The organism is Cutibacterium sp. KBN10P07758 (assembly GCF_050286205.1).
GTDB lineage: Bacteria > Actinomycetota > Actinomycetes > Propionibacteriales > Propionibacteriaceae > Cutibacterium > Cutibacterium acnes.
In genome coordinates, this window is the sequence record NZ_JBNNQV010000001.1 from 1356643 (window position 1) to 1377652 (window position 21010).

Below are 21010 nucleotides of genomic sequence, written 5' to 3' on the forward strand. Positions count from 1 at the left end.
GACTGTGGGCTTCTTCACCAATCTCAATTTGGATGGCCAGACTCCGGTACGTACCCGGCCGCGCGTGGGTGAGGAGCAGTGGGCCCCGGCGGCAGTGCCTACGACGAAACGCAAAAAGGCCCAAAGGGTTCTCGCCCCCATTGCCTTTAGCGTCGCCCTTGCCGTATTAGTGGGAGTGGGGTATTACTTCTTCCGTATCATTGTCGTTGGTGGTTGACGTATCTTGTCAGACCCCTATTTATTCAGATAATGAAGTGGAACCCATACTGGGTTGCTAGGGCTAGCAAATAGCATCGTATAAAGAATCCAAGCGTCACCCACAAAGAAAACCACCAAAAATTCATCTTGGTCGTCGCGGCGTAAATGACAACGAGATACACTGGCGGGATCCCAGTGATGGCAGAAAAGAATAGCAGGGGCATTCCCCATCGTGGGGTCTCGACGATGTGCGCAGCCTGATCATTCCATCGTCGCAGCCGCCATCGCCAGGACCCCACCGCGACTGGCTTGGGTTCTTTGTGCTTGATCCACCGTGAGTTTGACCCTTTGCGGATGCCGACGAACATGACCTGCTTGCCAACCCCGTGGCCAAGAGCCAGGCCCAATGCCACCTCAAGGGGGCCTAATAATCGCGATCCCAGGGCTCCGACAATAAACAACTCGGAATTGAGAACCGGGACGAGACTTGACGCGACGCCAAAGGCGAAGGCCGAGAGGACCTGGTACCAAAACTGCCAGGTGAGATAGACCTCCATACGTCCTCAGTTGGCTAATGCGGCCATGTGCTGGAGTCGGTTGAGCTCGGAGGCCAGGAACCCCGGTCCACCTTGACGACCGACAACCAGGCAACGCCCTTGCGACAACGGAACAACAGCAATGATGGTATCTCCCCATCCAGGCATCCAGTCGGCTTCTAGCTCCGCAGTGTGGGTGCGGTCCATGGGGGCCAATCGCGCAATTCCCTCGGCAGTGAACTCGGGGGCGAGCGCGGTCGAAATAATGACCTGCTCGTCAACATCAAAAAGGGCCGCCCATTGGGTGTGGAAGACGACCGGAACAGCACCGCACAAGATCTCCGCGGAATGCTCGGGGTCCTCCGACATCCTATTAAGGGCTGCGATATCGGACTCAATGCTCCAATTCTCTGGATACCGGCTAAGCCATAGGACGTGCACTTCGTCAAGCATGCCGCAGGCCGACACCAGGGTGTCAGGCATCGTGGTGGGTGGTAAGGTCAAGATGAAGTCATCGATGACGTAGTCGGGGCCTTTTTCAACGATCTCGATAGCAGAGATGTCAGCATTGGCAGTGCCCATAGCGGTAGCCACCGAGCCCAGGGAACCCGGCGTGTCTGGCAGCTGAATACGAATCATGAGCACTCCCTCATTGTTGCGGGTTGGTCCGACGATCCCCAAACCGCAGCAATGTTTGGGCGGGTCACGGCCCGCATAGGAGTCGTTCTCGTGGCCACGTGCGCTCGTGGCTCTAGGATAGCTAAAGGGAATTCCCACCCCATGCCGTCAACCAGGAGATTCATCGTGGCCCTTACGCCGGATGACGTCGTCCGTTTGGCCGGCCTGGCACGCATCGATCTCACTGACGACGAGACCGCGTATCTTGCTCCGCAGCTGGACGCGATCCTCGACGCAGTAGCTGCAGTGTCAGGCGTCGCCACCGACGACGTGCCACCTACTTCGCACGCTTTGCTGCTGTCTAACGTCTTCCGCGAGGACGTCATCAAGGAGTCAATGTCCTCCCATGACGCTCTGGCCATGGCCCCGCGCAGTGAGAACCAACGTTTTCGCGTGCCTCGCATCCTGGACGAGGAGGCACAGTGAACGAGCTTCTGACGTTGACCGCCGCCGAGTTAGGCGAGCGGATTGCGGCCCGACAGATCTCTAGCGAAGAGGTCACCCAGGCGCATTTGGATCGCATTAGCGAGGTTGACGGCGACATCCATGCCTTCCTGCTCGTTGACCACGCTGGGGCTCTCGACGCTGCTCGTCGCATTGATGCCCGCATTGCAGATGGCGAGCATCTCGGTCCGCTGGCGGGGGTGCCGCTGGCTGTTAAGGATCTTTTCTGCACGAAAGGGATCGCCACTACAGCGTCCTCCCAGATGCTCGAAGGGTGGATCCCCCCGTACGACTCCACTATCGTCACCCGCTGTAAGGATGCCGGAATGGTGATCCTCGGCAAGACGAACCTTGATGAATTCGCTATGGGGTCGTCAACGGAAACTTCGGCCTTCGGGCCTACCCATAATCCCTGGGACCTTGAACGGGTACCGGGTGGTTCCGGTGGTGGTTCGGCGGCTAGCTTGGCTTCCTTCCAGGCCCCGTTGGCTTTGGGCACTGATACCGGTGGCTCGATCCGCCAGCCTGGAGCGGTGACCGGCACCGTCGGGATCAAGCCGACCTACGGTTCGACCTCCCGATACGGCGTCATCGCTATGGCTTCATCTTTGGATACTCCTGGGCCCTGCGCCCGTACCGTCCTTGACGCCGCGTTGCTCCATCAGGCCATTGCCGGTCACGACGCTATGGACCAGACCACGATTAATCAGCCCACCCCGGCGGTCGTTGAGGCTGCGCGGCAAACAGACGTTTCCGGCGTGCGCATTGGCGTCGTCACGGAGTTGAGCGGGCAGGGTTACGACCCCCAGGTCGAGGCCCGGTTCCACGAGGCTGTCGAGATGCTAATAGAGGCGGGGGCTGAGGTCGTTGAGGTCTCTTGCCCGAACTTTGACCTCGCCTTACCTGCTTATTACCTTATTCAGCCTGCCGAGGTGTCTAGCAACCTGGCTCGTTACGACGCCATGCGTTACGGCTTACGCGTCAATGACGACGGCGAGCATTCTGCCGAGCAGGTGATGCGAGCCACCCGCGGTGCTGGACTTGGGGCCGAGGCCAAGCGTCGCATCATCTTGGGTACCTATGCCTTGTCGGCTGGGTACTATGACGCCTACTACGGCTCGGCTCAGAAAGTCCGTACCCTCATCCAACGCGACTTCGAGAAAGCATGGCAGATGTGCGATGTGCTCGTGTCACCGGCCACGCCAACGACTGCCTTCCGGCTGGGTGAGCGTACTGCTGACCCGATGGCGATGTACCGATCCGATCTATGCACGGTCCCGGCCAATATGGCCGGAAGTCCCGCAGGATCTTTCCCGATCGGTCTATCAGAGACCGACGGCATGCCCGTCGGCATGCAGGTGATGGCGCCAATCATGGCGGACGATCGAATCTACCGAGTTGGGGCCGCTCTAGAACGATTACTACATGAGAAGTGGGGCGCCCCGCTGCTAGCGAAGGCTCCCGAAGTGAGGGGAGAGCGATGACCGACGAGCTGTTGCCCTACGACGAAGTGATGGCCAATTATGAGCCGGTCGTCGGGCTGGAGGTACATGTCGAGCTGTCCACCGCGACCAAGATGTTCTGCGGATGCTCAACCGATACTGACAAGGATCCCAATACCAATGTTTGCCCGGTTTGCCTGGGTTTGCCCGGATCCATGCCGGCCATCAACGGTCATGCCGTCGAATCGGCCATTCGGATTGGTCTGGCTCTCAACTGTCACATTGCCCAATGGTGCCGCATGGCCCGGAAGAACTACTTCTACCCGGACATGACGAAGAATTATCAGACCTCCCAATACGACGAACCAATTTGCTATGACGGCTGGCTCGACGTCGAGGCCGATGGCGAGACCTTTCGCGTCGAGATCGAGCGTGCTCACATGGAGGAAGACGCTGGAAAATCCCTCCATGTCGGAGGTTCCGACGGGCGTATTTCCGGTGCTAGTCACTCCCTCATGGACTACAACCGGGCCGGTGTTCCCCTCATCGAGATCGTCACTAAACCGATCCGTGGGCTGGGAGCCAAAGCACCTCAAGTTGCGCGTGCCTATATGGCTCAGTTACGGGACATCATGATCGCTCTTGGGGTTTCCGAGGCCAGAATGGAGCGCGGCAACCTACGTTGCGACGCCAATGTCTCCCTCATGCCGCGTGGCAGCGAGACGTTAGGCACCCGTACCGAGACGAAGAACGTCAACTCGTTGCGCTCTGTGGAAGGAGCGCTGAGGTACGAAATTCAGCGTCAGGGATACCTGCTGTCTGAGGGACGCAAGGTCCGTCAGCAGACCCGAATGTGGCAAGAGGCCGGCGAATACACCATCGCCGGACGCGACAAGTCTGACGCCGAGGACTACCGCTATTTCCCCGAGCCAGATCTGGTGCCGATTGCACCGTCGCGGGAGTGGGTTGAGCAGCTGCGTGCCGAGTTGCCAGAGCTGCCAGCCGCCAAAAAGGCGCGTCTGTCGTCCCAATGGCAGTTCTCCGAAGCGGACATGACCTCGGCCGTCAACGCAGGTGCCCTTGACCTCCTCGAGGCGACAGTCGATGCCGGCTGCCAGCCCGCTGCGGCCCGTAAATGGTGGCTGACTGAGCTGTCGCGTCGCGCCAACGAGGCTGGTGTGGACTTGGCCGAGGTTGGTATGACGCCTTGTCAGGTCGCTCAGCTGCAAAAGCTCGTCGATGACGGCACGTTGACCGACAAACTAGCTCGTCAGGTGATTGACGGAGTGATTGCTGGTGAGGGGGACCCCCAGCAGGTTGTCGACGGTCGTGGCTTGGCTGTCGTCTCTGACGACGCGGCCTTGGGCTCCGCCGTTGACGATGTCATCGCCGCTAACCCGCAGATCGCGGAGAAGATCCGTGGTGGGAAGGTGCAGGCCGCTGGTGCCCTCATCGGTCAGATTATGAAGGTCATGAAGGGCCAGGCCGACGCCAAGCGGGTCAGGGAGCTCATCTTAGAGAAGCTGTCCTGACTCGTAATGCGCTCCGGCTAACTCACAGTGAGCGGTCGGAGCGCATGAACGCCGCGATCGTTGCGGGCTCGCCAAGCACATCCACCTGGGCCACCGATGTGCGTCCGGTGAGAAGCAGAATGACTTCCGAGGGCTTTCCGACCAGGGTGACGATGCGATCGCCGGGGTGGAGCGTGACAGGATCTGTTTGTCCAGTCATCTCGACGCGTACACCGACGGGAGAGCGGCGGGCGAGGGCCCGCCCGTATTTGCGAATGATGTCAGCCAACCGTAATTCGGTCCGATGACCGAGCTCTCGAGGACGCCAGTCGGGTTGGGCTCGCAGCAGATCCTCATGGCGGATGAAGTACTCCATGGAGTTAGCCGCGGAGTCGAGACCGGGGATGCGGAAGACCGAGAAGCGACCTGGACCGTGGGCGAACCGGGCCACGAGATTCTCGAAAGATCCTGAGGCTTCTAATCTGTCGGCGCGCGCCTGAGTGACGGCGTCAAAGACGTTGACGGCCATCCCGGGGACGGCAAGCGGGTCGTTCTCCCTTAACAGGAGGTGGGTCAGCAGATCTCGGGCCGTCCATCCCTTGCACAGTGTCGGGGCGTCGGGGCCGAGTCGTGACAGATCTGCGGCCAAGCCAGCTCGTTCGTCTTGGGCAATGGACATCCGGGTCCTCCTTCGGGCTATGGGTCCATCTTGCCAGTACCGGTCCGAAACGCGGCGTCGGTCCAAGGTGTCGGTGGTCCGGTGTTCAATGAGGCGCGTGCAGACTGAAGAACCAACCCTGGCCCCCGCAATCGCGGCAAGGTTGCGCCGTAATGACGCTGGGCTGGTGCCCGCCGTGGTGCAAGACGCTGCGACCGGGGACGTCCTCATGATGGCGTGGATGGATGACGTTGCTTTGGCCCGCACCTTAGCAACCCGACGGGCCACTTATTGGTCCCGTTCTCGTCAGGAGTACTGGGTCAAGGGGGAAACCTCTGGTCACACTCAGCATGTGTGTTCGGTGAGACTCGACTGTGACGGAGATACGCTCCTGCTGCGCGTCGACCAGGTCGATGGTGCCTGCCACACTGGTGATCACACCTGTTTTGATGCTGATGTTTTGCTAGCCGAGGAGGTCGAGTCATGATCGACGTCGCCTCTTCGCGTGAAGAGTTCGTGGCTCGTGCTGTCAATCACACGGTCGTGCCGGTGCGAACCGCGCTGGTGAGTGATGATGACACTCCTGTTGGGGCAATGACCTATTCCGTCGCCAGAATTCGACTGCGTGGTCGCACCGTGGCGCTTAAGGATCGGGTGAGGCATGTTCAGGCTGGTGCCGGAAGTGTGCTGGGTTTGGTTGGATCGCGCGACAACGCCGAATGCGAGAGCAAAGCTGTTGCGGTTATCCAGGTGGTTCAGAGCTCCGGATCGCTGTCCGCGCTGCGGGAGGATGAGCGGTGACGCCGCCGATCCCAAGTGGCTGGCGGGTCGTGCTCGGTGCTGTCCCAATGATGACGGCGGTCCTTGTCAGCGTGTCCTCGCGTCGTATCTGGCTCGAACGAGCCGGAATCGGTTTGACGGGGGCCGACGTTACGGGTGGACTGATGACGGCCACGGCGTTGATGCTCATCGTGACTGTGGCTTTTTTGTTTGTGGTGAGGACAATTGGTCGTCGCGTCACCGGTGTCCTGCAAGCTCTCGTAGGGATAGGGATCGTGGCCATCGTGGTTACCCATCGCACTGCCACAGCGCATCAATGGGCTGCTCAGGGCGTCGATGCAGGAGCTCCTCAGGTTCATGTCAGCGCATGGCCTTGGGTATGCCTCGTCGCTGGGGCATTGACGATACTGAGCGGAATTGGGCTAGCAGTGTTAGCAGACCGTTGGCCTAGTCGATCCGCTCGGCGCACAGGCGAGCTGACCGGTGACCCTCGGTCGGTCTGGGATGCCTTAGACAGGGGGGAGGATCCGACAGTCGGTGATGTTGTAGAGGTGCCAGCCGAGAAGGTCGAGTCAGCCCTCCCGCTGTCCCACAATGAGGCGTCATGTCCAGGATCATCGGAATCGACCGTTGACAAGTCGGTCCATAGCGACAGCAGCGGCTCACACAATGGTCAGCAAACCCGTATTGATGGTACATCAGGGTAGGATTTGTACTGGATTCACCGAGTTGCGGACGTCCATCCTCGACCAACTCGCGGGTGCACTCCGCATCTTTGACCAGCTGCGTGGAAAATCCGCGCCTGACCACCGGAGGGAACATGAGTGCTGATCGCGCCACCCGTCACTACCAGTACGGCGGGAGCCCCGCAAACTGGGCAGGTTCGATCGTCGCCCTCATCGGCTTCATCGTGGCTACCGTCGGTGCAATGGCCGGGCCAAGTTGGACTACCTGCATCATGGGTGCCGCCTTAGTTGTGCTGGGTGGAGTCGTCACCCTGGTGATGCGCGCTATGGGCTACGGCGGGGCTCGCTGAATGCCGCCCACTGTTACCGGAACGGTCCTTGACGGAATCATTTCCGGTGTTCTCGAAGATCTTCATGAGCGCCAACTCATGGTTACCTCGGACAATCTTCGTGAGGCCACTGAGCTCGTGGCCCCTGCTATCGATCCGATCCCGAGGCTGACAGCGCCTGGCCTGTCGGTTATCTCAGAAATCAAGCGGTCGAGCCCGTCAAACGGCCAGCTGGCTGCTATTCATGACCCTGCCGCACTGGCTGATCAGTACCGCTCCGGTGGAGCCGCTGCTATCAGCGTTCTGACTGAGGAGCGCCGATTTCAAGGATCCCTGGCCGACCTTGACGCGGTGCGTGCGAAAGTTGAGATCCCAGTACTCCGCAAGGATTTCGTTGTCGCGGAATACCAGGTGCTCGAAGCCCGTGCACACGGGGCAGACCTTATCCTCCTCATCGTTGCCGCGTTATCTGACGACGACTTGCAACGCCTATATGACCTTGCCATCGAGCTGGGCATGACCCCGCTAGTTGAAGTTCATACCCCTGAAGAGGTAAGTCGAGCTACAGCCCTTGGTGCCCGTGTGGTGGGTGTGAATGCGCGCAACCTCAAGACCCTCGAAGTCGATAAGACCATTTTCAGGGAACTCCTTGGTGAGCTGCCTGAAAACGTCGTTAAGGTGGCGGAATCCGGAATTCTTTGCGTGGACGAGGCCGTCGAGGTATATGACCTTGGTGCTGACGCGGTGTTGGTGGGGGAGATGCTGGTCCGCCACGGTGAACCAGCACAAGTATTGCGCAAGATCCACCGTGCCACCGTGTGACCCTGACATTCAATGGAAAGGACGATCATGTCCGCACGAGACTTGCCCGACGCTCGGGGACACTTCGACCGTTTCGGTGGCCGATTCGTTCCAGAAGCTCTCCAAGCTGCTCTTAGCCAGCTTACGGGGACCTTCGAGGCCGCGGTAACCGATCCTGACTTTCTCACTGAGCTGGAGGATCTGCGCCGGGAGTACGCCGGACGCCCCTCTCCGCTTACAGAGGCACCGCGATTTTCTCAATACATCTTTCAACAGACCGGTCATCAGGTGCGAGTCCTTCTGAAGCGCGAGGACCTGAACCACACCGGTTCTCACAAGATCAACAATGTGTTGGGCCAAGCCCTGCTGACTCGAAAGATGGGCAAGCGCCGTCTCATTGCGGAGACGGGAGCTGGACAGCATGGCGTGGCGACGGCAACCGTGGCCGCGATGATGGGCATGGAGTGCCGGATCTATATGGGCCAGATCGACACTGAGCGTCAGGCCCTCAATGTGGCTCGCATGCAGCTGTTGGGCGCCGAGGTCATTGCAGTGGAAGCCGGCTCGCGCACGTTGAAGGACGCCATGAACGAGGCCATGCGAGATTGGGTGGCCCATGTTGAGGACACCCACTACCTCATCGGTACCGCTTCTGGGCCACACCCGTTCCCTAAACTGGTGCGAGAGTTTCAGCGGGTCATTTCTGCGGAGGCCCGTCAGCAGTGCCTTGATCGGGTTGGACGCCTTCCCGACGCCATTTGTGCGTGTGTCGGTGGTGGGTCGAATGCCATCGGATCGTTCGCCGAGTTCATCGACGACCCCGAGGTTCGTCTCTACGGTTTCGAGGCGGGCGGTGACGGTGTCGAGACCGGTCGCCATGCAGCATCGATCACCAGGGGTTCCGTTGGTGTACTGCACGGCACTCGCACCTACATTCTGCAAGATCCGGACGGCCAGACGATGGAATCTCACTCCATATCGGCCGGCCTGGACTATCCCGGAGTTGGCCCCGAACATTCTTGGTTAGCGGCCCGGAAGCGTGCTACTTACCTCCCGGTCAACGACCGCGAGGCCATGGAGGCTCTACGTACCCTCACCCGCACCGAAGGCATCATGCCGGCCATTGAGTCGGCCCACGCTGTCGCCGGCGTTCTTAAGATCGCGAAAGACCTGCCTGCTCACGACGGCGAGCCGTCAGTGGTCATCGTCACGGTGTCGGGTCGCGGGGATAAAGATGTTGACACTGCCCTGAAGTGGTTTGCCATGGACGGCAGCGTCGACGCCACTACGGGAGGTATGGAATGACCGGTAGCGCCAGTGTCTACCTCAGGGCCCACCAAGAGAACCGCCCGGCCCTCGTCGGTTACTTCCCGGTGGGACACCCGTCAGTTCCTCACTCGATCGATGCTATGAAGGCACTGACTACGGGCACTACTGGGACCGGTGTCGACCTCGTCGTGATCGGAATGCCTTACTCCGACCCGATGATGGACGGCACCGTCATTCAGCACGTCACTACCGGGGCTCTAGAGCGCGGGGTACGCACTCGCGACACCCTATTGGCCACAGAGGCCGTGGCCGGGACCGGAACTCCGTGCGTGATTATGACCTATTGGAACCTTGTCGAGCACTACGGTGTCGACGCTTATGCTCGCGATCTGGCATCCGCGGGTGGCTCAGGGCTCACCACCCCCGATGAGGCTGAGGATCGGGGGGACTCAGTGACGGTAGGAATTGACCGGATGTGCGCCATCGTCGACGACCTGGCGGCCGGAGTACGGCGGGCGGAACGCCAGTGAGTCAGCTATCGATCCCTAGCCCATCAATCGAAGCGTTTCATCTTGGACCGCTAACCATCCACATCTACGCCCTATGCATCCTCGCGGGCATCGTCGTCGCCTATATCAGTGGTGGGCGTCGCTATCAGGCTCGTGGCGGTAAGCAGGAACAATTTGAGGAATTGTGCGCCCTGGCTGTCATTGCCGGAATTATTGGTGGACGGCTTTACCACGTCATTACCGACCATCAGCTGTACTTTGGCCCGGGTCGGACGTGGTACCACTGCTTCTTCATCTGGCAGGGTGGCCTAGGCATCTGGGGGGCCATTTCTCTAGGTGGTCTAGCGATCTGGCTATATTGCCGCCGCAAGGGCATTCGCTTCGCGTCCGTGGCAGATTCCCTTGCCCCGGGCATTCTGGCGGCCCAGGCGATCGGACGGTTGGGAAACTGGTTTAACCAGGAGCTTTTTGGCCGCCCGACGAGCCTGCCATGGGGTCTTGAGATCGACCTGAGTCATCGCCCAGCGGGATATCTTCAGTACGCGACCTTTCATCCCACCTTCCTCTATGAGCTGGTATGGAGCTTGGTTGGTGCTGTCTTTCTATTGTGGGTCGATCGGCGTTGGACGCTCGATCACGGTCGTCTGTTCACGCTGTACGTGGCGATCTACACTTTTGGTCGTTTTTGGGTGGAGCGGCTGCGCATCGATCCGGCCCATCACGTGGGACAATGGCGGCTCAATGACGTTACCGCTCTCGTCGTTTTTACGGGTGCGGTCGTCATACTGATCGTGCTGCAGCGCCGATACGGCAAGGGTGACGAGCACAGCTCTTGCCCAGCCCATAAAACTCGGTGATCTCGTCGTGATGAGTCCACGAATTGGACGTATGTATCAAGGCGCGGTCATTGTGTGACAATCTGTCTTCCGGTGCGTCTGCGTACCGTGGCCCACCCAGCCTCCGTCGAAAGGACCACCGATGATCTTCGGCCACCACCCCCGACAGGGCCTTTATGATCCCCAATTCGAGCACGATGCTTGCGGGGTGGCCTTCGTGGCCACCATGACTGGGGTGGCTAGCCATAAGATCGTGGAGCAGGGTCTTGAGGCACTGCGTAACTTGGATCACCGTGGTGCCACTGGAGCCGACCCAGCCGCGGGGGATGGCGCCGGCATCCTCGTCCAGGTCCCTGACGCCTTCCTGCGGAGGACCACCGGAATCCGGCTGCCTGAGCCCGGATCCTATGCCGTCGGTCTAGCCTTCATGCCTGTTGACGAGGCTCAGCGTGCTCGCGCCAGGGCTGCCATTGAACTCATCGCTGCTGATGAGGGCATCAAGGTGTTGGGTTGGCGTGAAGTTCCTGTGCATACCCATACTCTCTCCGAAATCTCGCTGGGTACTATGCCCCATTTTGAACACCTACTGATACGCGCTCGCGATGGTCGTGTTGGCATGGACCTGGAACATTTAGCGTTCGTGCTGCGGCGGCGTGCCCAGCATGAAGCTGGGGTGTACTTTGCTTCGCTCTCTTCGCGCACGCTCGTCTACAAGGGCATGCTGACGACTCATCAACTCGAGGAGGTCTTCCCCGAACTCCATGACACAGATCTATCTAGCGCTGTCGCGCTGGTCCATTCGCGGTTCTCGACCAACACCTTCCCTTCATGGGAGCTGGCCCATCCGTACCGCCTTATTGCTCACAACGGCGAAATCAACACAGTGCGCGGTAACCGTAGCTGGATGCAGGCTCGCGAAGCTCTGCTTCAGTCCGACCTCATTCCGGGCGATCTAGCCCGTCTCTACCCGATCTGCACCCCGTCTGGTTCGGACTCCGCCTCCTTTGACGAAGTTCTAGAGCTACTTCACCTGGGTGGACGCTCCTTGCCCCACGCCGTTCTTATGATGATCCCGGAGGCATGGCAAGAGAACACCGAGATGTCTCAGGAACTGCGCGACTTCTACGAGTTCCACTCTTTCCTCATGGAACCATGGGATGGTCCGGCTTGTGTCATTTTTACTGACGGTAACCAGATTGGTGCGGTGCTGGACCGCAACGGTCTGCGCCCGGCGCGCTACTGGGTGACCGACGACGGCCTTGTTGTCTTTGCCTCCGAGTCGGGGGTGCTTGACTTGCCGGACGCCCATGTCGTCGAGAAAGGACGACTTAAGCCAGGGCGGATGTTCCTGGTCGACCTGACAGAGCATCGGGTTGTTGACGATCTTGATATTAAGGCTCGACTGGCCTCTGCTAAGCCTTATGGGGAATGGCTTGACCAGGGCCGCATCGACCTCGACGACCTGCCAGAGCGAACTCACATCATTCACTCTCACGCGTCGGTGACGCGGCGTCAACAGCTTTTCGGATATACCTCTGAGGAGCTCAAGATGCTTGTCGCCCCCATGGCAAACCAGGGGGTCGAGGCTACTGGAGCGATGGGAACCGACACCCCGCTGGCCGTGCTATCTAACCGTCCGCGGATGCTCTGGGACTATTTCAGTCAGCTTTTCGCTCAGGTAACCAATCCGCCCTTGGACGCTATTCGCGAGGAGCTTGTCACCTCCCTGACGGGCACCATCGGCCCGGAAGCGAACCTGCTTGAGCCTGGCCCGGAATCATGTCGGCAGGTGGTCGTCAACTACCCGATCGTCGATTCCGACCAGCTTGCCAAGATCATTCACATCGACGCTGACGGGGAGCATCCGGATCGCAAAACCCACGTGGTGAGGGGCCTCTTTGTTGTCGAAGAGGGTGGCGAGGGCTTGCGTCGGCGTATCGAGGAGATTCGTGCCGAAGTTTCTGAGGCCATTGCTGAGGGGACTACCATCATTGTGCTCTCGGACCGCCACGCCACTCGCGAGCTGGCGCCGATCCCGTCCCTGCTCCTCACCTCAGCTATCCACCACCACCTGGTGAGGGAGAAGACCCGTACCCGGGCCGGACTCGTCGTCGAGGCTGGTGACGTTCGCGAAGTGCACCACGTCGCCCTCCTCATGGGTTATGGTGCCTCGGCTGTTAACCCGTATTTGCTCTTCGAGTCAGCCGAGGACATGGCCCGGCGCGAGGTGTGGGTGTCTACTGACCCTGAAACTGCTATCCATAACGTTTACAAGGCTCTTGGCAAGGGCGTCCTTAAGACGATGAGCAAGATGGGTGTATCCACTATCTCGTCGTATACCGGAGCCCAGATCTTCGAGGCTACCGGGTTATCGCAGGAACTCATTGATGAGTACTTCACCGGAACGACGAGTCGCATCGCGGGGGTCGGCCTGACCGAGATCGCTCAAGAGATTCTGGCTCGTCACCTCAGCGCGTATCCGGAGACAGGGGTGCATCTGGCCCACCGTACCCTCAAACCTGGCGGCCACTACCAGTGGCGTCGGGAGGGGGAGCAGCATCTCGTCGATCCCGAGTCGATATTCCGGCTGCAGTTGGCTGCGCGTACCAATGACTACGAGCAATTCCGTCGCTACACCGACCATATCAACGACAACTCAACCAGGCTTATGACCCTGCGGTCCCTGTTAGAGTTCCGTCACGCTCGTCCAGCAGTGCCGCTCGCGGAAGTCGAGCCAGCCAACGAGATCGTCAAGAGATTTTCCACAGGTGCGATGAGCTACGGCTCGATTTCCATAGAGGCGCACCAAACCTTGGCCATCGCGATGAACCGGATTGGAGGCAAATCGAATACCGGAGAGGGTGGCGAGGATCCTGAGCGTCTCTACGATCCAGAACGTCGTTCGGCTATCAAGCAAGTGGCATCGGGACGATTCGGCGTAACCAGCGAGTACCTGGTCAACGCCGACGACATCCAGATCAAAATGGCTCAGGGAGCCAAACCGGGCGAGGGTGGTCAGCTCCCCGGCTCGAAGGTCTATCCGTGGGTAGCTAAAACTCGTCACTCGACCCCAGGCGTCGGACTCATCTCTCCGCCCCCGCACCACGACATCTACTCCATCGAGGACCTCAAGCAGCTCATTCATGACCTCAAGTGCGTTAACCCTCGGGCTCGGATCCACGTCAAACTAGTGGCCGAGACCGGTGTTGGCACTGTTGCTGCCGGCGTTTCGAAGGCTAAGGCCGACGTTGTACTTATCTCGGGCCATGACGGTGGAACCGGTGCGGCTCCGCTAACCTCGATCAAGCATGCTGGTGGGCCCTGGGAACTAGGCCTGGCCGAGGCTCAACAGACCTTGCTGCTTAATGGTCTTCGTGACCGCATCGTGGTGCAGTGTGACGGTCAGCTCAAGACCGGACGCGACGTCGTCGTAGCTGCCTTGCTTGGCGCCGAAGAGTTTGGGTTCGCAACTACCGCGCTCATTGTCGAGGGATGCGTCATGATGCGTAAGTGCCATACCGACACCTGCCCGGTAGGTGTGGCTACTCAGAATCCGGAATTGCGTGAGAAATTCGCCGGTGATCCCGACCACGTCGTCAACTTCATGATGATGATGGCTGAGCAGACTCGCGAAATTCTCGCTGAGCTCGGATTCCGCTCCATTGACGAGGCTGTTGGCCATGTTGAGGCACTGGATACCCGCAAGGCCATCACGCACTGGAAGGCTAGGGGTCTTGACCTGTCGCCGATTTTGCATCAGGTGGATCTTCCCCACGGCTCCCCGCTGCGTCACGTTCGCGATCAGGATCATGACCTCGAGACAAGTCTCGATATGAAGCTCATCGACATGTGTACTGAGGCTTTGACTAATGGCACCCCCGTCCGTCAGGAGGTCAGCATTCGCAATGTCGACCGCACCGTGGGAACTATGTTGGGTAGCCGTGTGACGGTTGCCACCCAAGGCAAGGGTCTTCCTGATAACACCATCGACCTCACCTTCACCGGTACTGCTGGACAGAGTTTCGGCGCCTTCGTGCCACGGGGCATGACGATGAGGCTCATCGGTGACGCCAACGATTATGTCGGTAAGGGGCTCTCCGGCGGTCGGGTGATCGTCGCTCCACCGCTCAAAACGCCGTTTCAACCACGTGACCAGATCGTTGCTGGAAACGTCGTCGGTTACGGTGCCACCTCCGGTGAAATCCTGTTGTGTGGTCAAGCGGGCGAAAGATTCTGTGTGCGAAACTCGGGAGTCACTGCCGTTGTGGAGGGAGTTGGCGATCACGGTTGTGAATACATGACCGGGGGAGAAGTGCTGGTGCTTGGCGCTATCGGGCGGAACTTTGCTGCTGGCATGTCTGGCGGGATGGCTTGGGTGCGCAACCTCGACGTCAGCCGCCTCAATGCAGATATGGTCGACGCCCTCCCGATGGAACAAGCCGATGTTGATCGGGTTACCGAGCTGCTGGAGCTGCACCAGACCGAGACTGGGTCCACCCTCGCCGGGGAGATTCTGGCACAAGGGGCTGGCGGAATTCGTGAGTCCTTTATGAAAGTGCTGCCGCGCGACTACGCCACGATGATGAAGGCCATGGTCGACGCTGAGGAGCACGGCCTGGACGAGAACGAGACGACGTTCATGGAGGTGTCTCATGGCTGATCTGCACGGCTTTATGAATGTGACTCGACAGGAGGCGGAGCGTCGTCCAGTCGAAGAGCGCGTCCAGGACTGGAAAGAGGTCTACCCAGGCGGACCTGGTCACGCTCTGCTGCCCATCATTACAGACCAAGCGAGCCGGTGCATGGACTGTGGTGTGCCCTTCTGCCATACCGGCTGTCCGTTGGGTAATCTCATCCCTGACTGGAACGACCTCATCTGGCGAGACGAATGGCGCGAGGCTCTCAGCTGTTTGCAGACCACCAACAACTTTCCAGAGTTCACCGGTCGATTGTGCCCCGCTCCATGCGAGACGGCGTGTGTCGAAGGGCTTAACCGCGCCCCGGTAACGATTAAGAACGTTGAGGTTGCCATCATTGATAAGGCCTGGGAAGACCGCCGCGTCATTCCAGTGGTGCCTGAGTGGCATTCACTCAAGACGGCTGCAGTGGTCGGATCTGGCCCCGCAGGACTGGCAACCGCCCAGCAGCTCACCCGTGCTGGGCATACGGTCGTCGTCTACGAGCGTGACGACGCCATCGGCGGGTTGCTGCGTTATGGCATTCCGGATTTTAAGATGGAAAAGTCGGTTCTCGACCGTCGGATTAAGCAGATGGCGTTGGAGGGTACCGTCTTCAAGACGAATACTGAGATCGGCGTCGATATCACTGGCGAGCAGCTACGCGAGCGGTTTGACGCCGTCGTCTTGGCTACTGGTGCCACCGTTCCACGCATGCTGGATGCTCCAGGTATTGGGCTCGACGGGGTCTGTTATGCCATGGAGTATCTCACTCAGCAAAACCGCGTCGTGGCGGGGGCAGAGGTGCTTGATCAGATCCGCGCCGACGGTAAGCACGTCGTCATCATCGGTGGCGGAGACACTGCCAACGACTGTGTAGGCACCGCAGTGCGTCAGGGCGCGGCCTCAATTACCCAGCTGCAGTACAACCCGGAGCCGCCCAAGGACCGATCGGCTAACTATCCCTGGCCCACTTATCCGCTCATTTTACGGGTCTCCAGCTCCAATGAAGAGGGCGGACAGCGGGTGTACTCGACCAACACCGTCGAGATCGTCAGTAATGACCGGGGCCACGTCAAGGCAGTTCGGGTGGTCTCAGGCCATCGCGATGAGAACCGGGTGTTTATTGCGGACGAGGGCAGCGAACATGATCTGCCGGCCGACCTAGTGATCTTTGCGATGGGATTCGCTCATCCGGAGTATGACGGTGTTGTTGCCGAGCTGGGGCTGGAACTTGACGGACGGGGCAATATTATCAGAAATGATGCGTATGAGACTAATGTGCCGGGGGTTTTCGCCTGTGGTGACGCTGGCCGCGGGCAGTCCCTCGTGGTGTGGGCCATCGCGGAGGGACGCGCAGCTGCTCACGGTGTTGATGCGTATCTCAAAGGATCACCGTCGGTGCTACCGAAGCCGGTAAAACCGTCGGATCGTCAGATGACGGTGTAGTCCCGAGGTGATCTCTTAGGCTCGACAGGAGGCGCCGTGCAGGAGGAAACTGCTGGGGTGAACGGTAACGAGGAGGAGCTCGACTCGATGATTCGCCACGCCAAAGCGCTGACGTGGGTGTGCGTGGCACTGTTTGTGGTACTCGATGTCATCGGTCTTACGGCACCTAGCCAGAGTGATCCACGATTCGTCCTGGGCGCCTTTGGTGGGGCCGCGTCCTTCTTGGGCATCATTGGTGCGGGTGTCTGGTGGGCCTCCTTGGCCTCCCAGCGGAGGGCTCGTGTCTTGGATGACCGTCTCGATTGTGAACTCGACATCGAGGACGATGCCAGGGGCAATGACCGGCGTGAGCCGCCGGCTGTCTAGTCTGTCGCCATGATCGACGATATCCGACGCAGAACCGTACTGGGTGCTTCAATGACAGCGATTGTCACTGCACCGCTGGCAGACCGGACATTACGAGCGTTCGGATCTGACACTCGGGGCCTGACGATTCACCTCGTAGGTGCCCCGACAACGAGCCGGGTGGAAGTGCGAGGTCTCGACGGTCGCATCCGTCGATTCTCTACCCGTCCGGAGGCCTTGTCGCGGGTTGCTATCGTGAGCGTCCCGTCACGCAGGTTCGCGGTGCGCATGGATTCAGGACGCTGGCGGTGGCTAGTCAGAGGTGATGCTGACCAAGTGTGGATCATGCGTGACGGCGACCATGAGGATCCCGCCACCTATCGCACTGCCCTCCCGGTCCCGTCCGAAGGCGTGCGAGTGATGTCCGGGCGGTGTTGGATCAGCGTCGACTGGTTGGCGAGGGCCGCCGGTTGGCCTCTGTCGAGGGGGGCAGTTCCATTCGATGGACTGTCTAGTGTTCCGTCTGACCTGCTGACGGTGCGACGCGGTGGCGACGTCGAGACCTTCGACACTCGCCGCAATCTTCATGCCCGCAACTTCGAGGAGAAGTTCTTCCACGACGAGCCCAACCTCATGATCCAGCCAGTCGATGGGATGGTCGTTGGTGGACAGTACTGGCTTACCGCCGGTGTCGTGCGGCGGCTGTGGGATGTCAGGTTGGTTAGGGTCGGCCGTCAACTTATCGCCTTGGAACGGATGCATGTTGGATTTGATGTGCTTGGCACCAGCCGCGACGTCGGCGCTCTGGGATTTGATCAGTCTAAGTTGGCCAGAGTCGGCTCTTGGATCGACGATCAGGTCAAGGCCGGGTTTTCCGGAACGAGTGTGCTGGTCTGCCGTCATGGCCAGATTGCCTGGCGTCATCATGCCGGTCAGGCCCTCAAGTACTCCACCGAGGTCATTGACCACACGGTGCACAAGGCGCGACTGCTACCCCCTGCCAAACAGGTTCCCGTGACGGCTACGACTCGTTTCGATATCGCCTCGAATACCAAAATGTATGCGGTCAACCTGGCTTTGCAGATGCTTGTGGGGCAGGGGCGGATCGACCTGTCGCGTCAGGTGTGTACCTTTCCCGGCTGGGAGGCTTTCCGGGACGAGTCGACGGTCTACACCGGCTCGTGGACGGTCGGGGGCCCCGGCGGTATCAAAAGCCCATTCACTGGCAAGAAGACCATCCGACTGGTCGACCTCATGCATCATCGAGGTGGGCTCGTTCCGGATCCGCAATATCCCAACGCGACAGTGGCAGGCGAGTTATACCTGCAGAACCTCGACGACATCTCGAACCGTACTGACGTGATCGACCGGATTTGCCGTACACCTCTCATGTATGCACCGCACACCGAGAGGGCGTACAGCGACGTCGACTACATGATCCTTGGCCTGATCGTCGAGCAGGTCGTCGGTAAACGCCTCGACGAATACCTCCAAGAGGGCGTTTACCGTCGCCTGGGGCTCGAGCGGACTGGATTCCGGCCACTTGACATCAGGACACCCCCCGACCTCATTGCTGCGACCGAGCTGAACGGTAACACCCGGGACGGTAATGTCGGCTTCGGCACTCGTCCTGACGGCAGCCCGGTGTTCATCCGTACCCAGACTATTCGTGGGCAGGTTCAGGACGAGAAAGCCTTCTACACCATGTCTGGGGTGTCGGGGCATGCGGGGCTTTTCTCCACCGCTGACGATCTGGGGGTGCTGCTGCAGTTGATGTCCAACGAGGGCATGTACCAGGGCCGAGAGTACTTCCCCGCCGATGTGCAGCGTCGGTTTCTCACCCCTGATGGTGATAGCGCGACTTACGGGTTGGGTTGGAGAACGAACGGCTACTACTACTTCCATGGCGGGCCAAGTAAGGCAGCCTTCGGGCATACCGGCTGGACCGGGACAATCACAATGGTCGATCCGATACGTGACATCCAGATCGTGCTGTTGACTAATATGCGTCACAGCCCGGTCGTTGAGCCACCGAACGAGTTTGCTGCTGGGGCCTTCCCGCTTGCGCATTATGTGGGGCTCATCTCTCGAGTGTATTCGGCATTGGCTGAGGACGGGAGAGTGACCGACGTTGATGCACCGTTACTCGAACGTGCCGCTTCTTCACCAACCAGCTCACATCGGTTTCGTGTTGTTCCCCGTCGTCGCAGTAGTCGATAGACCATCTTCTTGGATACGGGAGCATGACTCCGGACGTGACTGCAGCCCCTAGCAATGAGGCCGGAGCAACAGTGGTGCAATTACTGTGTATCAGATCATCACTTCAGCTCGGGATGGGCTGAAGTGTCAGGGCTGTCAACCACGTCGCCTTCAATGATGGTGTTGTGGGGGTTGCGACGCATCGCCAGCGAGATAGAGCTTGTGATCTTGCGGATTCCTACGGCAATGGCAAGGTTAGCAACGCCATAGAGCAGTACCCCGAGCGCTAGCAGCCAGCTCATGGCCACTACGCCGAATCCAGGATGAACGAGGATGACGATGCCCAGGACGAATAGACTGATGCCACCCCCAAACATCCAGCCCCAGGCTTTCTGCGTGACGAGTCTCAAGGGCAGGGCGAAACTGGTAGCAAACACGCCCAGGAGCACCAGCCACACTCCCATGAAGATGGCAATGACGTGCAAGGAGAATCCAGGATGAAGGATGAGGATCACGCCGATGATGATGCCGATGATGCCCCAGCCCTTCATGAATCCGGTGCCGGCCATGCCATGGAGGGCCTGGGCATTGACAAGGGTCATGACGGAGTCGATGATGGCGTAGATACCGACGATGATCACAAGAGCAGTCATCGTCTGGCGGGACCAGAGCAGGGCCACCACTGCGGCAACGATTGCGAGGATCCCCTTGGTGAACGGAATCCACCAGATCGACTTCCAGGTCTTGCTGAGGGTCTGTGACGACATGCGTTAAGTCTACGTGAGGGACTTTCTGTGCGTGCTTACCGCGGTTCGCGTACTACTCAGGAGGGTCTCGAGGTCATCCATGCACAGCTGGGCGACGCGCGCGAAAAGAAAGTCCACAACGGCTAGCTGTGCCATCCGACTGGACATCGCACCTGCGCGAACCTGCGTTTCGCGTGCTGAAGTGACGAGGACGTGGTCGGCAAGCCGTCCGACGGGAGAGTCGGGTAGGCCTGTCATAGCGACAGTAGTAGAGCCGTGCTTTTGCGCCACGGTGAGAGCCTCAACGACTTCTTGGGTGTTACCGCTAAAAGAGATTCCTAAGGCTACGCAGGGACGTTTACACAATGCGGCATGAACAAGCTGCATATGGGTGTCTTGATGATGCTGGCAGACAAGGCCAATGCGTTCCAGTTTCTCAGATAGGTCGCTTGCGACAAGACCGCTGGATCCGACCCCGAAAAGCGCAGTCCGCGGGGCGATCGAGATAGCGCTGGCGACAGCCTCAAGCTCGTCGGCGTCAACGGCCCGCGCAGTATTCTCAATCGTGCGAGCCTCATGGAACGCGATCTTCGTGATCATTTGGGTTAGAGAGTCGTCGAGAGTAATAGTGCCTTCAGCCACTGAGGACCTCTCTAGCTCGAGGGTGCGTCGAGATAAGTCGCGCGCAAGCTCGGTGCGAAGCTCCCGATAACCACTCATCCCAAGGGCTCGGCAAAAGCGCACGACAGTCGCGGGGGATACGCCGGCAGCCTCAGCAAGTTGGCTCGTTGAAGCAGCGAGTGTCCAGTCGGGCTTGGCCAGTATGACGGCGGCAACCTGGGCCTCTGCAGGACGCATGGTCGTTCTGGCCATATCGATCCGAGGCAGCAGGCTGTCATCCATGTGAAACATCCTTCC

General features: G+C 59.6%; 21 protein-coding genes. 16 read left to right on the plus strand and 5 right to left on the minus strand.

Translation table 11 applies throughout. The features are described 5' to 3' along the window. Positions 1-4 precede the first annotated feature (4 nt). Complete coding sequence (locus ACOYO3_RS06665) at positions 5-217, plus strand: hypothetical protein (RefSeq protein WP_002516608.1); 213 nt, start codon at positions 5-7, stop codon at positions 215-217. Positions 218-242: 25 nt separating this feature from the next. Here ACOYO3_RS06665 and ACOYO3_RS06670 read toward each other — a convergent pair whose 3' ends face one another. Then, positions 243-755: a hypothetical protein gene (locus tag ACOYO3_RS06670; RefSeq protein WP_002516602.1), complete on the minus strand. Its 513-nt coding sequence runs from the start codon at positions 753-755 to the stop codon at positions 243-245. 6 nt (positions 756-761) lie between these two features. Beyond that, positions 762-1373, minus strand: coding sequence for an amino acid-binding protein (locus ACOYO3_RS06675; RefSeq protein ID WP_002516610.1), 612 nt, complete (start codon positions 1371-1373; stop codon positions 762-764). A gap of 141 nt (positions 1374-1514) precedes the next feature. On the opposite strand from ACOYO3_RS06675, the gene gatC reads away from it, so the two are divergent. Genes gatC through gatB form a run of 3 tightly spaced genes read left to right on the plus strand, consistent with a single transcriptional unit; the run spans position 1515 to position 4830 of the window. Next, positions 1515-1838 (plus strand): Asp-tRNA(Asn)/Glu-tRNA(Gln) amidotransferase subunit GatC, encoded by a 324-nt coding sequence (gatC, locus tag ACOYO3_RS06680; RefSeq protein ID WP_002520513.1) that lies wholly within the window; start codon positions 1515-1517, stop codon positions 1836-1838. After that, positions 1835-3340, plus strand: a complete 1506-nt coding sequence (gene gatA / locus ACOYO3_RS06685; RefSeq protein WP_002516620.1) for an Asp-tRNA(Asn)/Glu-tRNA(Gln) amidotransferase subunit GatA — start codon at positions 1835-1837, stop codon at positions 3338-3340. Before gatC ends, gatA begins: the two co-directional genes overlap by 4 nt. Then, a complete protein-coding gene (gene gatB, locus ACOYO3_RS06690; RefSeq protein ID WP_002516598.1) occupies positions 3337-4830 on the plus strand; it encodes an Asp-tRNA(Asn)/Glu-tRNA(Gln) amidotransferase subunit GatB in 1494 nt (497 codons plus the stop codon). Before gatA ends, gatB begins: the two co-directional genes overlap by 4 nt. Before the next feature lie 22 nt (positions 4831-4852). Here the strand turns inward: gatB and ACOYO3_RS06695 are convergent, their stop codons facing one another. After that, positions 4853-5488 carry a TIGR03085 family metal-binding protein gene (locus ACOYO3_RS06695; RefSeq protein WP_002517941.1) on the minus strand — a complete coding sequence of 212 codons (636 nt, stop codon included), beginning with the start codon at positions 5486-5488 and terminating at the stop codon, positions 4853-4855. 88 nt (positions 5489-5576) lie between these two features. On the opposite strand from ACOYO3_RS06695, the gene hisI reads away from it, so the two are divergent. The 12 genes from hisI (at position 5577) to pbp4b (ending at position 19367) form a co-directional block, all read left to right on the plus strand. Further along, positions 5577-5954 (plus strand): phosphoribosyl-AMP cyclohydrolase, encoded by a 378-nt coding sequence (gene hisI / locus ACOYO3_RS06700; RefSeq protein WP_002520514.1) that lies wholly within the window; start codon positions 5577-5579, stop codon positions 5952-5954. Continuing rightward, a complete protein-coding gene (locus tag ACOYO3_RS06705) occupies positions 5951-6268 on the plus strand; it encodes a hypothetical protein (RefSeq protein WP_002516611.1) in 318 nt (105 codons plus the stop codon). The genes hisI and ACOYO3_RS06705 overlap by 4 nt, the downstream gene beginning before the upstream one ends. Before the next feature lie 47 nt (positions 6269-6315). Continuing rightward, a complete protein-coding gene (locus ACOYO3_RS06710) occupies positions 6316-6954 on the plus strand; it encodes a Trp biosynthesis-associated membrane protein (RefSeq protein ID WP_002518963.1) in 639 nt (212 codons plus the stop codon). 113 nt (positions 6955-7067) lie between these two features. Then, positions 7068-7283, plus strand: coding sequence for an HGxxPAAW family protein (locus ACOYO3_RS06715; protein WP_002516587.1), 216 nt, complete (start codon positions 7068-7070; stop codon positions 7281-7283). Continuing rightward, positions 7284-8084, plus strand: a complete 801-nt coding sequence (trpC, locus tag ACOYO3_RS06720) for an indole-3-glycerol phosphate synthase TrpC (RefSeq protein WP_002516614.1) — start codon at positions 7284-7286, stop codon at positions 8082-8084. It begins immediately after the preceding gene. A 12-nt stretch (positions 8085-8096) separates the two neighbouring features. Further along, positions 8097-9368, plus strand: coding sequence for a tryptophan synthase subunit beta (gene trpB, locus ACOYO3_RS06725; RefSeq protein ID WP_002516592.1), 1272 nt, complete (start codon positions 8097-8099; stop codon positions 9366-9368). Continuing rightward, the gene (locus tag ACOYO3_RS06730) at positions 9365-9862 is read left to right on the plus strand and encodes a tryptophan synthase subunit alpha (protein WP_002516612.1); all 498 of its coding nucleotides are present in this window, start codon (positions 9365-9367) and stop codon (positions 9860-9862) included. Before trpB ends, ACOYO3_RS06730 begins: the two co-directional genes overlap by 4 nt. After that, positions 9859-10698 carry a prolipoprotein diacylglyceryl transferase gene (lgt, locus tag ACOYO3_RS06735; RefSeq protein ID WP_002516596.1) on the plus strand — a complete coding sequence of 280 codons (840 nt, stop codon included), beginning with the start codon at positions 9859-9861 and terminating at the stop codon, positions 10696-10698. The genes ACOYO3_RS06730 and lgt overlap by 4 nt, the downstream gene beginning before the upstream one ends. 121 nt (positions 10699-10819) lie before the next feature. After that, the gene (gene gltB / locus ACOYO3_RS06740) at positions 10820-15337 is read left to right on the plus strand and encodes a glutamate synthase large subunit (RefSeq protein WP_427305821.1); all 4518 of its coding nucleotides are present in this window, start codon (positions 10820-10822) and stop codon (positions 15335-15337) included. Next, positions 15330-16802, plus strand: a complete 1473-nt coding sequence (locus ACOYO3_RS06745; RefSeq protein ID WP_002517912.1) for a glutamate synthase subunit beta — start codon at positions 15330-15332, stop codon at positions 16800-16802. Before gltB ends, ACOYO3_RS06745 begins: the two co-directional genes overlap by 8 nt. A gap of 36 nt (positions 16803-16838) precedes the next feature. Continuing rightward, positions 16839-17168, plus strand: a complete 330-nt coding sequence (locus ACOYO3_RS06750) for a hypothetical protein (protein WP_002516580.1) — start codon at positions 16839-16841, stop codon at positions 17166-17168. A gap of 9 nt (positions 17169-17177) precedes the next feature. Further along, positions 17178-19367, plus strand: a complete 2190-nt coding sequence (gene pbp4b / locus ACOYO3_RS06755) for a penicillin binding protein PBP4B (RefSeq protein WP_023031329.1) — start codon at positions 17178-17180, stop codon at positions 19365-19367. Positions 19368-19465: 98 nt separating this feature from the next. Here pbp4b and ACOYO3_RS06760 read toward each other — a convergent pair whose 3' ends face one another. Both ACOYO3_RS06760 and ACOYO3_RS06765 read right to left on the minus strand, forming a co-directional pair. Next, positions 19466-20113, minus strand: a complete 648-nt coding sequence (locus ACOYO3_RS06760; RefSeq protein WP_002516601.1) for an HdeD family acid-resistance protein — start codon at positions 20111-20113, stop codon at positions 19466-19468. Positions 20114-20122: 9 nt separating this feature from the next. Continuing rightward, entirely contained in the window at positions 20123-21004 is an 882-nt protein-coding gene (locus ACOYO3_RS06765) for a MurR/RpiR family transcriptional regulator (protein WP_002524963.1), read from the minus strand. Between the last annotated feature and the right edge of the window lie 6 nt (positions 21005-21010).

What these genes read in the sequence shown, in the direction of transcription:
- ACOYO3_RS06670 (WP_002516602.1), bottom strand. Translation starts at nt 755, where the DNA reads ATGGAGGTCTATCTCACCTGGCAGTTTTGGTACCAGGTCCTCTCGGCC.
- ACOYO3_RS06675 (WP_002516610.1), bottom strand. Translation starts at nt 1,373, where the DNA reads ATGATTCGTATTCAGCTGCCAGACACGCCGGGTTCCCTGGGCTCGGTG.
- gatC (WP_002520513.1), top strand. Translation starts at nt 1,515, where the DNA reads ATGCCGTCAACCAGGAGATTCATCGTGGCCCTTACGCCGGATGACGTC.
- gatB (WP_002516598.1), top strand. Translation starts at nt 3,337, where the DNA reads ATGACCGACGAGCTGTTGCCCTACGACGAAGTGATGGCCAATTATGAG.
- ACOYO3_RS06695 (WP_002517941.1), bottom strand. Translation starts at nt 5,488, where the DNA reads ATGTCCATTGCCCAAGACGAACGAGCTGGCTTGGCCGCAGATCTGTCA.
- hisI (WP_002520514.1), top strand. Translation starts at nt 5,577, where the DNA reads ATGAGGCGCGTGCAGACTGAAGAACCAACCCTGGCCCCCGCAATCGCG.
- ACOYO3_RS06705 (WP_002516611.1), top strand. Translation starts at nt 5,951, where the DNA reads ATGATCGACGTCGCCTCTTCGCGTGAAGAGTTCGTGGCTCGTGCTGTC.
- ACOYO3_RS06710 (WP_002518963.1), top strand. Translation starts at nt 6,316, where the DNA reads ATGATGACGGCGGTCCTTGTCAGCGTGTCCTCGCGTCGTATCTGGCTC.
- ACOYO3_RS06715 (WP_002516587.1), top strand. Translation starts at nt 7,068, where the DNA reads ATGAGTGCTGATCGCGCCACCCGTCACTACCAGTACGGCGGGAGCCCC.
- trpC (WP_002516614.1), top strand. Translation starts at nt 7,284, where the DNA reads ATGCCGCCCACTGTTACCGGAACGGTCCTTGACGGAATCATTTCCGGT.
- trpB (WP_002516592.1), top strand. Translation starts at nt 8,097, where the DNA reads ATGGAAAGGACGATCATGTCCGCACGAGACTTGCCCGACGCTCGGGGA.
- ACOYO3_RS06730 (WP_002516612.1), top strand. Translation starts at nt 9,365, where the DNA reads ATGACCGGTAGCGCCAGTGTCTACCTCAGGGCCCACCAAGAGAACCGC.
- gltB (WP_427305821.1), top strand. Translation starts at nt 10,820, where the DNA reads ATGATCTTCGGCCACCACCCCCGACAGGGCCTTTATGATCCCCAATTC.
- ACOYO3_RS06745 (WP_002517912.1), top strand. Translation starts at nt 15,330, where the DNA reads ATGGCTGATCTGCACGGCTTTATGAATGTGACTCGACAGGAGGCGGAG.
- pbp4b (WP_023031329.1), top strand. Translation starts at nt 17,178, where the DNA reads ATGATCGACGATATCCGACGCAGAACCGTACTGGGTGCTTCAATGACA.
- ACOYO3_RS06760 (WP_002516601.1), bottom strand. Translation starts at nt 20,113, where the DNA reads ATGTCGTCACAGACCCTCAGCAAGACCTGGAAGTCGATCTGGTGGATT.
- ACOYO3_RS06765 (WP_002524963.1), bottom strand. Translation starts at nt 21,004, where the DNA reads ATGTTTCACATGGATGACAGCCTGCTGCCTCGGATCGATATGGCCAGA.